The organism is Falsiroseomonas sp., from assembly GCF_051859025.1.
Classification (GTDB): domain Bacteria; phylum Pseudomonadota; class Alphaproteobacteria; order Acetobacterales; family Acetobacteraceae; genus Falsiroseomonas.
In genome coordinates this window covers 96,812-112,677 of record NZ_JBHYGL010000037.1, presented here as the reverse complement: position 1 = coordinate 112,677, position 15,866 = coordinate 96,812, and the positions used below count along the sequence as shown (strand labels likewise).

General features: G+C 71.9%; 13 protein-coding genes. 4 read left to right on the top strand and 9 right to left on the bottom strand.

Features of this window, described 5'->3' with window-relative positions:
* Nucleotide 1: 1 nt before the first annotated feature.
* From ACTIE5_RS23640 to ACTIE5_RS23625, 4 genes are all read right to left on the bottom strand, one after another.
* Nucleotides 2-1,186, bottom strand: a complete 1,185-nt coding sequence (locus ACTIE5_RS23640) for a hypothetical protein (RefSeq protein ID WP_439552183.1) — start codon at nt 1,184-1,186, stop codon at nt 2-4.
* A gap of 5 nt (nt 1,187-1,191) precedes the next feature.
* Nucleotides 1,192-2,475 (bottom strand): hypothetical protein, encoded by a 1,284-nt coding sequence (locus tag ACTIE5_RS23635; protein WP_439552182.1) that lies wholly within the window; start codon nt 2,473-2,475, stop codon nt 1,192-1,194.
* A 3-nt stretch (nt 2,476-2,478) separates the two neighbouring features.
* Nucleotides 2,479-4,215 (bottom strand): trypsin-like peptidase domain-containing protein, encoded by a 1,737-nt coding sequence (locus ACTIE5_RS23630; protein WP_439552181.1) that lies wholly within the window; start codon nt 4,213-4,215, stop codon nt 2,479-2,481.
* Between the two features lie 298 nt (nt 4,216-4,513).
* On the bottom strand, nt 4,514-5,716 hold the full coding sequence (locus tag ACTIE5_RS23625; RefSeq protein WP_439552180.1) for an MFS transporter: 1,203 nt from the start codon (nt 5,714-5,716) through the stop codon (nt 4,514-4,516).
* Nucleotides 5,717-5,868: 152 nt separating this feature from the next.
* On the opposite strand from ACTIE5_RS23625, the gene ACTIE5_RS23620 reads away from it, so the two are divergent.
* From ACTIE5_RS23620 to ACTIE5_RS23610, 3 genes are read left to right on the top strand one after another with little or no spacing between them, the layout of a single operon-like run.
* Entirely contained in the window at nt 5,869-6,840 is a 972-nt protein-coding gene (locus ACTIE5_RS23620; RefSeq protein WP_439552179.1) for a Bug family tripartite tricarboxylate transporter substrate binding protein, read from the top strand.
* A gap of 11 nt (nt 6,841-6,851) precedes the next feature.
* Nucleotides 6,852-7,826: an NAD(P)-dependent oxidoreductase gene (locus ACTIE5_RS23615; RefSeq protein ID WP_439552178.1), complete on the top strand. Its 975-nt coding sequence runs from the start codon at nt 6,852-6,854 to the stop codon at nt 7,824-7,826.
* A gap of 51 nt (nt 7,827-7,877) precedes the next feature.
* Entirely contained in the window at nt 7,878-8,789 is a 912-nt protein-coding gene (locus ACTIE5_RS23610) for a DMT family transporter (protein ID WP_439552177.1), read from the top strand.
* Here ACTIE5_RS23610 and ACTIE5_RS23605 read toward each other — a convergent pair.
* The 5 genes from ACTIE5_RS23605 to ACTIE5_RS23585 all read right to left on the bottom strand — a co-directional run bounded on the left by ACTIE5_RS23605 (nt 8,782) and on the right by ACTIE5_RS23585 (nt 14,730).
* Nucleotides 8,782-9,939 carry an acetate/propionate family kinase gene (locus tag ACTIE5_RS23605; RefSeq protein ID WP_439552176.1) on the bottom strand — a complete coding sequence of 386 codons (1,158 nt, stop codon included), beginning with the start codon at nt 9,937-9,939 and terminating at the stop codon, nt 8,782-8,784. The two genes, ACTIE5_RS23610 and ACTIE5_RS23605, sit on opposite strands and share 8 nt — an antisense overlap.
* 52 nt (nt 9,940-9,991) lie before the next feature.
* Nucleotides 9,992-12,238 (bottom strand): molybdopterin cofactor-binding domain-containing protein, encoded by a 2,247-nt coding sequence (locus tag ACTIE5_RS23600; RefSeq protein WP_439552175.1) that lies wholly within the window; start codon nt 12,236-12,238, stop codon nt 9,992-9,994.
* A 3-nt stretch (nt 12,239-12,241) separates the two neighbouring features.
* The gene (locus ACTIE5_RS23595) at nt 12,242-12,709 is read right to left on the bottom strand and encodes a (2Fe-2S)-binding protein (RefSeq protein ID WP_439552174.1); all 468 of its coding nucleotides are present in this window, start codon (nt 12,707-12,709) and stop codon (nt 12,242-12,244) included.
* 81 nt (nt 12,710-12,790) lie between these two features.
* Nucleotides 12,791-13,765: a Bug family tripartite tricarboxylate transporter substrate binding protein gene (locus ACTIE5_RS23590; protein WP_439552173.1), complete on the bottom strand. Its 975-nt coding sequence runs from the start codon at nt 13,763-13,765 to the stop codon at nt 12,791-12,793.
* Between the two features lie 14 nt (nt 13,766-13,779).
* Nucleotides 13,780-14,730: a Bug family tripartite tricarboxylate transporter substrate binding protein gene (locus tag ACTIE5_RS23585; protein ID WP_439552172.1), complete on the bottom strand. Its 951-nt coding sequence runs from the start codon at nt 14,728-14,730 to the stop codon at nt 13,780-13,782.
* Between the two features lie 140 nt (nt 14,731-14,870).
* Between ACTIE5_RS23585 and ACTIE5_RS23580 the strand changes: the two genes are divergently transcribed.
* On the top strand, nt 14,871-15,866 hold the full coding sequence (locus tag ACTIE5_RS23580) for an amidohydrolase family protein (protein WP_439552171.1): 996 nt from the start codon (nt 14,871-14,873) through the stop codon (nt 15,864-15,866).

Below are 15,866 nucleotides of genomic sequence, written 5' to 3'. Positions count from 1 at the left end.
ATCATCGGCGCAGCGTGAAGCGGCTGCCCGGCGCGCCGGGGTTGCGCACGTTCCGGCTTTCGCATTCCGCACGGTTCTCGTTGCTGCGTTCGCAGCGCGCCAGGCGGTGCAGGATGCGGTAGCGGTCGTCGCAGGGCAGGTCGGCGGTATCGTCGATCAGCAGGGTCTGTCCCTCGAACCGGCCGGCCACGGGGCCGGTGCAGCGGCGGTTGTTGTCATAGACCATGGTCTGGGTGCCCCGGCCGTTGCGGTCGAAGCACATGCGCCATGAACGGACGGTATCGATCCGGCCGGTATCGACATCCCGGGTGCGATAGTTGGAATCGAGGTTCCAGCAGCCTTCCAGCAGCGCCACGTCGCCGCGGTCCCAGCGTTCCTGCGGCAGGGCGGCGCGGGGCGGCTGGGCCGGGGGTGTCGGCGCGGGCGGCGCCGCGGGCGGGGCGGGCGGTTCCGGCGCCGGGGGGGCTTCCGGCAGCGGACATTCGGCCATGCGGCGGCCGCGGTCCTGCCGCAGCCGGTCGCGTTCCGCCATCAGCCCGCGGCCTTCCTCCCGCGCCTGATCCAGTTCCTCCAGCGCGGCCAGCCCTGCGGCATCCACGCGGCAGGCCGGCAGGGGCGGGTTCAGCAGCGCCACCAGGAAGGGCGCCGCCAGCACTGCCGCCAGCGCCAGCGCCAGCAGCGCGCCCGCCGCCAGCGCGATCGCCGTTCGGTCCCCCGGCAGGGCATTCGCGCCCCGGCCATCATCGAAGGGGCCGAGCACCGTGATGGCCGGGCCCTGCGGCGCGGCGAAGCCCCAGCCCGCCAGCACCGGCGCACCATCCACGGCGAAGACCAGTTCCGGCGCCGGCACGCGGCGCGCCAAATCCAGCAGCTCCGCCTTCGCGGCATCGCCCTTCGCCCGCGCGGTTTCCGCCGCGCGGCGGATGTCCGAGAGCAGGACAGTCAGCGTCGCGTCGAACACCGCGCGCTGGTCGCGGCTCATTCGCGGCATGGGAAGGCTGGCCTCGCCCGGGGCTTCCCAGGCGATGCCGTCGCCGGTCCGCACCGGCGTGGCCAGCAGCGCGGCGTGGTGCGGGCCGAGTTCGGCCAGCAGGGGTTTCAGCGCCGCCAGTGCCTCCGGCGGCGTGATCCCGGCGGGGCCGAGCCAGCGGAGGCGCGAATCGGGCAGTTCGGCGAGGGTCTGCATGGCGCTCACCGGCCCGGGATCGTGAAGCGGTCCACCACCCGCGGCGGGCCGGGGCGCGCCACGCCGGTGATGGTGCGGTCGGGCTGCCCGGCGATGCGGATGGTCACGCGGTAGGGCGTTTCCTGCCGGTCCACATGGTCATACTGGTGGACGCGCACCTGGTAGGTGCCGGGGATGGGGTTGTCGAAGAACACGTTCTCCACCGGCGTGCGGCTGCGCTGGTTGCCGACGTTGCGATCGACGTCGAGCGTCCCGCCGCAGCCCTGCCGCTGCAGGTAGGAGATCACGGTCCCGTCCGGGCAGATGATCGACAGGTCGAGGTCATCGCGCGAATCCCAGCCCAGGATCACCTGCACCCGGCCCTCCTGCGCGCCTTCGCGGCGCGCGCGGTCGGCGTCGTCATTCGGCGGCGGCTGGGGCGGGCGCGCGGGCGGTTCGGGCGGCGCGGGGGGCGGGGGTGGCGGGACCGGCTCAGGCTCCGGCGCCGGGGGGGGCGGCGGTTCCGGCGCGGGTGGGGGAGTGGGGCGTGGCGGCGGTTCGCACAGCAGGCGGCGGCGGCCGACATCCTCCGCGATGTCGGCCAGGCGGCGGCGCAGCTCCGCCTCCTCCTCCCGCGCCCGGTTCATATCGTCCAGCAGGGCCAGGTCGTCGGGGTTGGCCACGCATTGCATCGGGGGGACGACCCGCCAGCCGAAGGGATCGCGCCAGGCCAGGAACAGGCCGATGGCCAGCATCAGCGCCAGCAGCGCCGCGGCCAGCGCGGCCCAGAGCCAGTTGGCGGCGCGGGCGAGGGGCGACAGCGCCAGCATCGCCATGGGCGCGGCGGTGGCCGGCAGGGCGCGGACGAGTTCCGCCGGCGCCGCCCGTCCCGCGCGATGATGGCCCCAGGCGACCAGGAAGATGGTCTCCCCCCGCAGCCGGATGAATTCGCGGCCCGGTACCTCGATCGCCTGGCGCAGCAATTCGCCGAGCAGGCGCAGCCCCTCGTCCCGTTCATTCGAAAGGCGGTCGGCCTCGGCGCGGATGGCGGTGGCGAGTTCCTCGAACCGCGCGGCGGCGGCGGGATCTTCATCGATGGCGATGCTCTCGCCATCGCCCTCCGCGTACCAATCCGTGCTGCCGCGGGCGGGGTCGGGGCTGGGTTCGGCGAAGATGGCGGCATGGGCGGAGGAGAGGCGGCGGATCAGGTGGCCCGTGACCTGCCCCCAGGCCCCGGCCACGGGCTGCCCGCCCGCCGCCAGGGCGCGAAGCTCCGCATCCCGTGTCGTGGCCGCGAGGCTGCGTGACATGGCTCAGCGCGCCCGGGTCGGGGCCGGCGTGGCGGGGGCGGCCGGGGTTGCGGGCGCGGCGGGCGTGGGCGCGGCGGGCGTTGCCGGAGCCGGGGCGGGCGGCGCTGCAGGGGCCGGGGCGGGCGGCGTTGCAGGCGTCGCGGCGGGTTCGGGCGTCGGCGCGCAGGCGCTGTCCACCGGTTCCACCGCCACGCCGGCTTCCCGCAGGAAGGCCAGCAGCGCATCCGTCTTCTGCGCGTAGCTCACGCGTTCGGCGAGCTGCGCGTTGATGTGGTTGAAGGTGTTCACCCCCGCCACGCGCCCGCAGCGGTCCACCAGCGGGCCGCCGGAATTGCCGGGGCTGATGTTCGCGGAATGCGGCATCGCCACCAGGCCGGAGGCCAGCGTCTGGATGGCGGAGATGCGGCCATCCGTCACCACCAACTCCGGCATCTGCGACATGTCTCCCCGCAGCACGGCCTGGAAGCGCGCATCATTCTGCACGATGGCGGCGGGGTAGCCGGCGGCGATCACCTCATCCAGCCGTTGCGCCTGGCGCGTCAGCGTCAGGGGCGTCAGGCTCGGCACGCCCGCGACGCTCAGCAGCGCGAAATCGGGCTCGCCCGGGCGCGCCTGCGACGTGCGGCGCGTGACGGTCGCGGGGAAGGCGCGGCCGAGGTGGCGGGACGCGACGACGAGCTGCCCCGTCACATCGGCGACCACATGCGCGTTGGTGACGACGACACCCGGCGCGATGAAGAAGCCCGTGCCGATGGACAACCCGTCCCGCCCCGGCCCCGCCACCAGCACCACGGATTGGTCGAGCAGCTGGAGCAGGTTGTTGGGGCGGGGCGCGAGCGGCGCATCAGGCGTGGCGGGCGGCGTCGGCCGCGCGGGCAAATCCTGCGGCAGCGGGCCGCGGCCGGGCGGGGTGGTCAGGGGCGTGGCCTGGCAGACATTGCCCTCCGCGGCGCGGCGCGCGCGTTCCACCTCCTCGGCCAGGCCTTCATTCGCGCGGCGCTGCAATTCGATGGTCTGGCGGATGCGGTCGCGGTCCACCAGTTCGGCGGTCTGCGGGCGGTTGGCCACGGCATCCGCCAGCAGCTTCCAGCCCAGCCAGAAGCCGAGCAGGAGGAAGATGAGGGCCACCGCGATGGCCGCCGGCACCAGCCAGAAGCGGCGCGGGCCGATGGGCGCGGCGGTGCCGGTGGGCAGGATGGGCGGCGGTGGCGGCGGCGTGCTGCGCATCGGCGCGGCCCGCGGTGCCACGGGCGCGGCGCCGGCCGGTGGGGTGCCGGGCAGGAAGGGGCCGAGCACGGAAGCGATGCGCGCGGCCGCATCCCGCTGATCGCCCGCCGGCACCAGCCCCCAGCCTGCCAGTACCGGGCGCCCATCCACCACCAGCACCGCGCGGGCATCGGGCAGGGACAGGGCGGCGGCGATCAGCGCGGCATCGCCCCCCACCCCCTGCGCCCGCGGCGCGAGGTCCGCCAGCGCGGCGCGAAGCTGCGACTCGGCGCTGGCGCGCTGCGGCTGGCCGAGGCTCGAGAGCGGCTGCGCCTCCGCCCCCGGCGCGTACCAGGCAAAGGAGATGATGGCACCGGTGGCATCGCGCGTCGGCACCGGTTCCGCGAACAGCCCGGCCTGCGCGCCCGCCGCCCGCTGCAAGGCCGCATACTGCGCCTGGATGGGCTGCCCGCCGACCTCCACGGGCACCACCGACCCCACCGGCGTCTGCAGGAGGAAATGCGGCGCTGCCATGGTGGATCCTTGATTTCGCGCGCCGCGAATACGAAGCGCGGGGCTTGTCGTTGAACTAAGTGACCGTTTGAGAACACTGGCGGGTCGGTTTCGCTGGGCTTTTCCGCCCCTGGTGCGTCGCCGGACTTGCCGATGCAACCAGCATCGGCCGCGCCCGGCTCCTGCCAGGGACGAAAAATCCCTCGCGAACCCTCAGCCGCCAGCATTCTCAAGCGGTCACTAAGACGACCATGCGCGCATGGCGCAAGCATGGCGGAGGCGCGGCATCATTCTTGTGTGTTGCGCGTGTTTCGCGCCGTTAACGGCTCAGGCGCCGCATGACGAGCAGGCCGAGCAGCGTGAAGGGCGCCAGGTGCCCGAAGGCCAGCACCCAGGCCACGGCGCGATCCGTTCCCACCAGGTCCAGCGCGATGCCGACGCCGAGCGGGCCGAGGAAGCCGCCGGCATAGCCGCACATGCTGTGCAGCCCCATCGTGGCGCCCCGCATCCCCGGTGCAGCCGACTGCACCGTGCCGCCCGTCAGCGCCGCGCTGTCGAGGTAGATGCACGCATTCCAGGCGATGACGCAGAAGGCGGCCAGCAGCGGGGAAGCGATGCCGGCCAGGCCCGTCGCCACCGAAAGCCCCGCCGCCATGGCCATGGCCCAGGTCACGACCTTGGTGCGGCCATGCTTCTGCGCCGTCTCGTTCCCCGTGACGGAGACGGCGATGCCGACCAGCCCGGCCGCGGTGAAGATCGCCGCCGGCCCGGGCATCCAGCCGGGCACGCCATCCCGTGCGAAGCTCGCGGCCAGGAAGGCGACGCCCCAGGCGCGCAGCGCGGCGAGTTCCCAGGTATGGACCGTGTAGCCCGCGATCCAGGCCATGGCGGGGCGGTTGCGCAGCACCGGGCGGAAATCCAGCAGCGCGGCGGGTGGCGGCGCATCCGGCGCGCGTGGCGGCAGGCCGCGCGGCATCACCGCCACCCCGATCGCCCCGGCGGCGATGGCGGCGATGCCGCCGAAGGCGAAGGCCGCCGCCGGGCCGGATGCCGCATCCAGCAGCCCCGCCATGGCGAAGGACGCAGCCCCCGCGATGCCCACCCCCGCCGCGTGCCAGGACACCGCGCGGGACTGCGCCGCACCCTCCAGCCGATCGGCCAGCACCTTCAGCCCGGGCATGTAGCAGCCCGCCCAGCCGATTCCGGCGATGGCCCGGAACGCCAGGCCGGACCAGAAGCCCTCCGCCAGCAGGCCGAAGCCCAGATGCGCCACCGCCGTGCAGCCCGCGCCGACCAGGTAGATGCGCCAGCCCGGCACGCGGTCGGTGAGCGACACCAGCACGGGCACCGCCGCGACATAGGCGGCGAAGAAGGCACCGACGAGCCACCCGGCCTCCGTCCCCGACAGGTCCCATCGATCCATGTAGCCCGGCAGCAGCGCGGGCAGGGTGAAGGCGCCGATCTGCGCCAGCACCTGGGCGGCGACGATGGCGGCGGTGAAATGTCGGTCGGTCAGGGGCAAGCGGTCACATCCCGTCGCGGCGGCACCCCGCCGCGCGCGGACGAGGTTGTCGCCCCATCGCGGCGCGCGCAAGGTTGCGGCATCGTCGCCCGTACAGGGCGCATCAGACGTTGCCCGTACAGGGCGCATCAAACGGGGAAGGACAACATCCGATGAACCGCCGCACCATCCTGCAAGCCGGCATCGCCGCGCCGCTGCTGGGCATGCCCGCCGTGACGCGCGCGCAGGATTTCAACCAGACCGTCCGCATCGTCGTACCCTTCGGCCCCGGCGGCACCAGCGACATCCTGGCGCGCCTCATCGCGCCCTCCCTCTCCGCCCGCATCGGGCAGAATGTGGTGGTGGAGAACCGGGCCGGCGCCGGCGGCAATATCGGCGCGGATGCGGTGGCGAAGAGCCGCCCCGATGGCCACAGCATGGTGCTGCTGGACATCTCCGCCCTGGCGACCAACCCCTGGCTGTTCGCGCGGATGCCCTTCGACCCGCTGAAGGATCTGGCGCCGGTGCAGATGGTGGTCTTCGCGCCCTACATCCTGGCGGTGAACAGTGCGCTGCCGGTGCGCAACGCGGCGGAACTCGCGGCCTATGCGAAGGCGAATCCGGGCCGGCTCAACGCCGCCAATTCCGGCACCGGGACATTGACGCATCTGGTCGCGCTCTCGCTCGCCCGGCATTGGGGCGGGGCGATGGAACACGTGCCCTATCGCGGTGGCGCGCCGGCGCTGCTTTCGCTGGTCGCCAACGAATCGAACCTGACCATGGCGGGGTCCACGCAATCGATGAACTACGTCGTCAACGGCCAGATGCGCGGCATCGCCGTGACGGGCCCGCGCCGCTTCGCCAACCTGCCTGATCTGCCGACCTTCCGCGAACTCGGCTGGCCGGAACCCGATGCCGGCACCTGGCAGGGGCTGCTGGTGCAGGGGCAGACCCCACCCGCGATGATCGCGCGGCTGGAGCGGGAGATCGCCGCCGTGCTGAACGAGCCCGCCATCAAGGCGCGGATCGGGGAGATCGGCGGCGAGGTGCAGGCCGATGGCGCGGAAAGCTTCCGCCGCCGCCTGGTGGCCCAGACGGAATCCTATGGCGAGATCATCCGCGCCAACAACGTGCGGCTGGAATAGTGGCGCCGGGATTGCGAATCCACGCGCAGGTCAACCCGGCATCACCCCAGGCGGCGGAATTCGACGCGGCGCGCTGGGGGCGATTGCTGGCGGAGATGGCGGGGCCGGGTGTGGTCGCCACCCACGCCACCGATCCCGCCGCCTTCGACGCGGCGCTGGCGGAGGCGGAGGTGCTGTTCCTCTGCGGCCCCGCGGCCCTGCATGATTTGCCGCGGCGGGCGCCGCGGCTGCGCTGGATCAGCTATTCCAGCGCCGGCGTCGAATGGCTGCTGAAGGCCGGGCTGCCGCCTGGCGTCACGCTGACGAATGCCAGCGGCACCCATGTGCCGAAGGCCGCGGAATACAGCCTGGCCGCGGTGCTGATGCTGAACAACTTCATCCCCGCCTTGGTCACGGCGCAGCGCGCCCATCGCTGGGCGCCGCGTTCCGGCGGCACGGTGGCGGGGAAGCGGGTGCTCATCCTCGGCATGGGGGCGCTGGGGGGCGCGGCGGCGGATGCGCTGGCGGCGCAGGGGATGGTCGTGCTGGGCAACAGCCAGTCCGGCCGGCCGCATCCCTCCGTCATGGAGATGACGCGCGGCGAGGGCTTCCGCGCCCAGCTGCCGCGTGCCGAATTCCTCCTCATCGCCCTGCCGCTGACCCCCGCGACCCATGGCCTGATCGGCCGGGCGGAGTTGGATTTGCTGCCGCCCCAGGCAGGGGTGGTGAATATCGGCCGGGGCGAGATCCTGGACACCGATGCGCTGGCGGCGAAGCTGCGGGACGGATCGCTGGGCGGCGCGGTGCTGGATACGCTGCCGCGGGAACCGCTGCCGGCGGACAGCCTGCTGTGGGACACGCCCAACCTCATCATCACGCCGCATTGCGGGCTGTATGACCCGACCGCCTATGCGGAACGGTGCCTGCGCGCCTTCTTCGCCAACCTGTCCCGCTTCAGGGGCGGGGAGGCGCTTCACCAGGTCGTTTGCCTCGATCGCGGCTACTGACCGGGCGCTGGGCATTGGACGCGATGGGGGCGGGCATGGTTTCCTGCCGGCATGGCCGCCAGCATCCCCCCGCCGCCCCGGCCCGACGATCCGGTGCGGGGCATCCTCCTCATGCTGGTGGCGATCACGCTGTTTTCCATCGCGGATGCGATGTCGAAGCAGCTGACGCAGACGCTGGCGCCGCTGATGGTCGCCTGGATCCGCTTCGCGACCTTCTTCCTGTTGGCGCTGCTCTTCGTTGCGCGGCGCGGCGGCACGCGTTTCCTGGTGGCGCGGCGGCCCTGGCTGCAGGTGATGCGCGGCATCGGCGTGGCGGGATCGGCGCTGGCCATGACCTTCGCGCTGAAGGTGCTGCCGCTGGCGGAGGCGACGGCCATCAACTTCGTCTCCCCCGCCTTCATCACCGTCCTGTCGGTGATCTTCCTGGCGGAGAAGGTGGGCTGGCGCCGCTGGTCCGCCATCGTGGTGGGGCTTGTCGGCGTGCTGATCGTGGTGCGGCCGGGATCGGGCGTGTTCCAGGCCGCCGCCCTGCTGCCGCTGCTGACGGCGGCCTTCTGGGCCGGCGCCGTGATCGTGACGCGGAAGATGGCCGGCGTCGGCGGCGATGGGCCGGAGACGACGCTGATCTGGACCGCGGGCGTCGGCTTCCTGCTGTTCACGCTGATGCTGCCCTTCGGCTGGCAGACGCCGGATGCGGGGCAGGTGGGCTTCGGCGTGCTGGTGGGCCTTGTTTCGTCGGTCCCCCATGCGCTGGTGGTGCTGGCCTATCGCAACGCCCCGGCCAGCGCGCTGGCGCCCTTCGCCTATACGCAGCTCGTCACCTCCGGCCTGGTCGGCTTCATCGGCTTCGGCGCGGTGCCGGATGGCTGGACCTTCGCCGGCGGCGCGGTGATCGCGGCGAGCGGCCTCTACAGCGCGCATCGCGAAAGGGTGCGGGCGCGGGAGGCCCGGCGAATCAGCTGAAGGCGAGGGCCGCGGTGTGGCGCGCGATCATGCGTTCCTCATCCGTCGGCAGCACCCAGGCCTGCACCGCGCTGTCCGCGCGGCTGATGCGCGGGCCATGCGCGTCGTTGGCAGCCGCGTCCAGCGCGATGCCCAGCCAGGCCAGGTGCCCCAGCACGCGCGCCCGAACCGGCGCCGCATGTTCCCCGATGCCGGCGGTGAAGACGATGCCGTCCAAGCCCCCCAGCGTGACGGCGAGCGAGGCGATGGCGCGCGCCACCGCCAGGCAGAAGAAGTCCACTGCGAAGCCCGCGCGCGGTTCGCCGCTGGCCAGCAGGTCCCGCATATCCGAGGAAATGCCGCCGGACAGGCCGAGCAGCCCTGATCGCTTGTAGAGCAGGTCCTGCACCTGGTCCGCCGACATGCCGCGCGCCTGGATCAGGTGCAGCACCACCCCTGGATCGATCGCGCCGCTGCGCGTGCCCATCGGCAGCCCATCCAGCGCCGTGAATCCCATGGTGGTGGCGACGGACACGCCCCCCTGCATCGCGCAGGCCGAGGCCCCGTTGCCGAGATGCGCCACCACGACACGACCCTCGCGCAGTCCCGCCGGCAGGGCGGAGGCGATGTATTCATAGGACAAGCCGTGGAATCCGTAGCGGCGGATGCCATCGGCCTCCATCGCGGCGGGGATGGCGAAGGCCTGGTTCACCGGCGGCATGGATCGGTGGAAGGCGGTGTCGAAGCAGGCGATTTGCGGCAGCGCCGGGTCCAGCGCGGCGATGGCGTGGATGGGCGCCAGATTATGCGGCTCATGCAGCGGCGCCAGCGGCACCAGCGCCGCCAGCTCGGCCAGTAGCGCCGGCGTCACGCGTTCCGGCCTGGCGTGATGCGCGCCGCCATGCACCACGCGGTGGCCGATGGCCTGCAGGGGGCGTAGCGCCCGAAGCCAGGGCAGCAGCAGCGCCGCGGCCTCCCCCGGCGTGGCCGGGGCGGGGTCCAGCGCGGCTGGTGGGATGGCGTTCCCGCCGGAATCCTTCGCCCGCGCGGCCGGGCGCTGGCCGATGCCCTCCACCACGCAGGACAAGACGCGGTCCTCCCCCGCGAAGACCGCCGCCTTGACGGAGGAGGAGCCGGCATTGATGACGCCGATCAGCGGCGTTGTCGTCATGGGAAGCCTGTCGGTGGCGCGGCGCCAGTGTAGCGCCGCGCCAGCTTGCTGGTCAGGCTCTCAATGCCGCGAGCACCCGTTCCGGCGTGAAGGGGATCTCCGCCACGCGCCGCCCCGTCGCATCCAGGATGGCGTTGGCGATGGCGGCGCCGGTCGGCCCCTGGCTGCCCTCGCCCACACCCAGCGATGGCAGGTCCGGCCGGTCGATCAGCACGCTTTCGATCGGCGGAATGCGTTCGAAATCGATGATGGGATAGGCGGTATAGTCCTCGCTCACCATCCGGCCGCGATCCCAGCGCCCTTCCTCCAGCAGCGTCCAGGACGCCGCCTGCACCATGCCGCCCTCGATCTGGTTGGCGATGCCGTCCGGGTTGATGGCCCGCCCGGCCTCCGTCGCCGCCCACATTTTCTCGAGTCTCACCACACCGGTGCTCGGATCGACGCTGACGCGGGCGATGACGGCGACATGGCTGTCGCTGTTCTTGTATTTCGTCATGCCGATTCCGGTGCCGACCAGCCGCGCGCCCTGGGCGTTGCCGCGCCCCATGACCACGGGCTTCGGCTGCCAGCCACTGATCTCCACGGCCTTCCGCAGCACCGCGACCAGCCGCTGGTCCGCCAGGTGGCGGATGCGATAGGTCACGGGATCGACGCCCGCGAGGGACGCGCATTCGTCGATGAACATCTCCGCCGCCACGGCGTTGAAATAGCCGCCGAGGGTGCGCAGCGCGGAGGTCCGCACCGGCATCGCCGTGTGGAAATGCGTCGTCACGCGCTGGCCGGGGAAATCGTAGATCGGCACGGCGTTGCGCGCCGATGCGCCATTCGGCAGCGCCCCATCCACGATGGGGGAGGGCGCGACGGGATTCTCCAGATACCAGGCGGAACGGAGGTTGCAGCCCACGCGGTCGCCAGGCCGTGTCGAATGCGGGAAGGACCAGACATCATGGCCCCAGGACGCGATGCTGCCATCCGCCCCCATCGCCGCTTCCAGCTTCACCACCATGGCGGAGCCCCAGGGCTCCCACACCATCTCCTCCTCATGCGTCCAGTGCACGCGGATGGTGCGGCCGGGCATGGCGCGGGCGAGCAGCGCGGCGTCCAGCGCCACGTCATCCGCGCCATTATGCCCGTAGCAGCCGGATCCCTGGGCATGGATCACGCGGATCGTATCCGGCTCCATCCGCAGCCCGCGCGCCAGATCGCCCCGCAGCGGGAAGGGCCCCTGGGTGTGGGACCAGACCGTGAGCTTCCCATCCTCGAACTTCGCCAGCGAACAGGAAGCCCCGATGGAGGCATGGGCCTGGAAGCCGCGGCGGTATTCCGCGACATGGGTCCGCGCCGGCGTCGCGGTGGGCGCTGCCTTGCTGTGGATGGTGCAGGTCAGCGCAGGCTCGGTCGTCAGGTATTCGAAGGCACCCTTGCCCCCGAACAGCGCATCGCCATCGCGCCACTGCGCCGCTGCCGTGATCTTCCGCGCGGCGTCATTCGCCTGTTCCTCCCGCCGTGCGATCACGCCGATGAAGCTGCCATCGCGAACAACCTTCACGACACCCGGCAGCGCCTCCGCCCAGGCCATGTCGAGCGCGACGAGCCGCGCGGCGTAGGAAGGCGGGCGGGCGATGGCGCCGAACAGCATTCCCTCCGGCCGCAGATCATGGATGAAGACCTGCTGGCCGAAGACCTTGGCGGGGATGTCGGTGCGGGGGAGCGAGGTGCCGATGACCGTGCCCGCATGGGGCGGCTTGCGCTGCGCCGCCGGATTGGCAGGCCGAACCAGCGACACGCGTGCAGCCGCTTCCGCATAGGTCATGCGGCGGCCGCCGATGCCCTCGATCACGCCATCGGAAACGCTGAGCGCCGCGCGCTCCACGCCCCAGCTTTCGGCCGCGACATTCACCAGCGTCGCGCGCGCATCGGCGCAGGCGACGGCCAGGGCCTCGCCGCCGAACTTGATGGATTGGCTGCCGGCGGTGACGCCTTCATTCGCCGTCTCGGCCGTGTCGCCGGAGATGAGTTCGAGCCGCGCGGGCGCGACATCCAGCTCCTCCGCCGCGATCTGCCGCATTGCGGTCAGCACGCCCTGGCCGAGCTCTACCCGGCCCGTCAGCACCACGATCCGTCCATCCGGCGTGATGCGCACCCAGCTATCCAGCTTCGGGTTCGCCCGCAGCATCGGCGGCCCGACCGGTGCCGCCTGCTGCGCGCTGGCATCCAGGCGGAATCCGATTGCGAGGCCGGCGGCGCCGGCGGCGAGGCCCGCGACGAAGCCGCGGCGCGTGGGGGTCTGGATGCCCATGGCTCAGGCCCCCTGCTGGCGGGATGCGCGCATCACCGCGCGGACGACGCGCGGCTGGGTGCCGCAGCGGCAGAGGTTGTGTTCCAGCGCCTCCGCCACCTGCGCCTCCGTCAGCCCGGTGCGGCGTTCGGCGAGCAGCGCGGCCGCCTGCATGATCATGCCGCTGGTGCAGTAGCCGCATTGCGCGGCCTGCTCCGCGATGAAGGCGGCCTGCAGCGCATGCGGCGCTTCCGGCGTGCCGAGCCCTTCCAGCGTCGTGATCTGCTGCGCGCCGGCGACGTCACCGAGCTTCACCTGGCAGGACCGCGCGGCATGGCCATCCACCAGCACCGTGCAGGCGCCGCATTGCGCGCGCCCGCAGCCGAGCTTCGGCCCGTTCAGCGCCAGGTCGTTGCGCAGGACGTAGATCAGGGGCGTGGCGGGGTCGGCATCGACCTCCATCGCACGGCCATTCACCGTGATCCTCGGCATATCCATTTCCTCCTCGGCGCCGTGCTGCGTGGCCGGCGCCTTCATCGCGTCACGCTAACGCCGATGTGAGGGGGTCACAAGCTAGTTGACCTTGATCCCGAATTCCCGCGTCAGCGCCGTCCATCGCGCCACGTCGCGCGCGACGTAATCGGCGAAGGCGGCGGGCGTGTCGCTTGGCGTGATGCGCACGCCCTGGCGCAGCAGCCCCGCTGCCACGTCCGGATCCCGCAGGATGCGCGTGACATGGCCGTGCAGTGCGGTGACGATCGGCTCCGGCGTCCCCGCCGGCGCGAAGAGCCCGTTCCAGAGGGTCGTGACCAGGTCGGGGAATCCGGCCTCGATCGTCGTCGGCACCTCGGGCAGTTGCGGCAGCCTTTCATGGGAGACGACGGCCAGCGCCCGCAGCCGCCCGGATTGGATATGGGGCAGGGCGGAGACCAGGTTGAATTCCGTGATCTGCGCGTCGCCCCGCAGCATCACCGGCACCATCTCCCCCGCGCCGCGCAACGGCAGGTGCACCAGCGTGATCCCTGCGCGCTTCGCGAAGGCTTCCAGGTCGATGTGCTGGTAGGACCCCACGCCGGCGGAGGCGAAGACCAGCGGGTTCGGCGCCGCCTTCGCCCGCGCCACGAATTCCGCGAGCGTCGTTGCCGGGAAATCCGCCGGCGCCAGCATGACCTGCGGTGCCTCGATCAGGTTGGTGATGCCGACCAGGCCGCGGGATGGCACCAATGGCCGGTCCGCCGGCGCCATGGCGGAATTGATGCCATGGGTGGAGACGTTGTTGACGATCAGCGTGTGGCCATCAGGCCTTTCGCGCATGACGTAGTCATTCGCGATCCAGCCATTGGCGCCGGCCCGGTTCTCCACCACGACGGGCTGCCCGATGGCGCGGGACAGCGGTTCGGCGATGACGCGCGCGATGAGGTCCGTGGTGCCGCCGGGCACCAGCGGCACGATCATCCGCACGGGCCGCGATGGCCAGGCGGGTTGCGCGATGGCCGGTGAGGCCAGGAGCGCGGCGCTGGCGCCAAGCAGGTGTCTTCGGGTCAGCATGGCTTGTCCCTCCCTCATTCCGCCGTGATGCCGGCGCTGCGGATCAGCGTGCCCATCGTCGCATGATCCGCGGCCAGGGACGCGGCAAAGGCATCCGGCGTGTTGCCGACGACCTCATAGCCCAGCTGTTCCAGCCGGGTGCGCACGGGCGGGTGGTTCACCGCCTCCCGCAGTGCCGTGTTGATGCGCGCCACCACGGGCGCGGGCGTGCCCGCCGGTGCCAGGAAGGCGCCCCAGGTGTGGAAGGTGAAGCCGGGCAGCGTCTCCGCGATGGTGGGCGCGTCGGGGAAGGTGTCGATCCGCGCCGGCCCCGCCGTGCCGAGCAGCCGCAGCTGCCCGTCGCGCACGAAGGCGTTGGGCGTCGGCAGGCCGAAGAAGCCGACCGGCACCTGGCCCGCCGTCACGGCCGTCAGCGCCGGGGTCGCGCCGCGATAGCTGATGTGATTCATGCGCAGCCCCGCAGCCTGCAGGAACATCTCCATCGCCACATGCTGCGGGCTGCCCGCGCCGCCGGAGGCATAGTCGATCTGCCCCGGCCTGGCGCGCGCGGCCTCCATCAGCCCCGCCACGGTGGTGGCGGCGAAGGAGGGATGCGCCACCAGCGCCCAGCGGATGCGGACGATCTGCCCGATGGGCGCGAAATCCCGCAGCGGGTCATAGCCCGCCTGCGCATTCATGTTGGGCAGCATGGTCAGCACGGCGTCGTTCACCGCCAGCAGCGTCAGCCCATCCGGCGCCGCCCGCGCGCCGGTGCGCATGCCGATCATGCCGGAGGCACCGGTCATGTTCTCGATCGCCAGGCGCTGGCCCAGCGTCTCTCCCATCCGCTCCGCGACGATGCGGACGACCACATCCACCGCGCTGCCGGCGGCCAGCGGCATGATGACCCGGATGGGGCGATCCGTCTGGGCGGCCGCGGGCAGCGCGACAAGGGTAAGCAAGGCGGCCAGCAGCCAGCGGCGCATCGACGGTTCCTCCCTATTTCTGCCCAGGAGATTGCGGCGCGCCGTCCCTGTCAAGCAATCCCGCATCTTGACCGAAATGCCGGCGGACGTTCACTAGGCGGGAAGGCCGCCCGCGCGGGACGAGCCCCGGGGGAACCGCCATGACCGTGATCGACAGCCACACCCACATCCTGACGGAGCCGATGATCGCCGCCATCGCGAAGGAGGTGCCTTCGCTGGCGCCGAAGCTGACGCGGGTGGATGATGACAGCGCGGTGCTGGAGATCCTCGACGTCAAGCAGAACCCCTTCCCGCGATCGGCCTGGGACCTGGAACGGCGCTTCGCGGAAATGGCAGCGCAGCGCGTGGACATGCATGTCATCTGCAACATCCCGCACACCTTCCTCTATGAGGCCGATGGCGCACTGGCCGATACCGTCAGCGAAATTCAGAACGAGGCGATCGGCGCGCTGGTCCGCCAATACCCAGACCGCTTCATCGGCATGGCGACGGTCGCGATGCAGTCACCCACGCGTGCCGCGGCGACGCTGGACCGCGCCATCACGGCGCATGGCCTGCGCGGGCTGCATGTGGGGTCCAACATCGCGGGGCGGAACCTGGATGACCCCGCGCTGGATCCGGTGTGGGAGGTCGCGGACCGCCACGGCCTGTTCATCCTGGTGCATCCGCACAAGGTCGTCGCCGCACAGCGCATGGGCAGCTACTACCTCACGAATCTGATCGGCAATCCGCTGGAGACGACGATCGCCGCGGCGTCGCTGGTCTTCGGCGGCGTGATCGAACGGCATCCCAACATCCGCTTCTGCCTCTCCCACGCCGGCGGCTTCACGCCCTTCCAGGCCGGGCGCTTCCGGCATGGCTGGAAGGTGCGGAAGGAACCGCATGTGCGGCTGAAGGGCGACCCGGCGGAGAGCCTGGCACGCTTTGTCTACGACAGCATCACCCACGCCCCCGGCCCGCTGCGCTTCCTGCTGGAGGAAGTGGGCGCGGACCGCATCATCTTCGGCACCGACTATCCCTTCGACATGGGCACGACGCGCGGGGTGGAGGAGATCGAGGAAGCCATCGCCGACGTGGCGATCCGGCAGAAGCTGTTCGAGGGCAATGCCCGCCGCTTCTTCGGCCTGGGCGCCTGA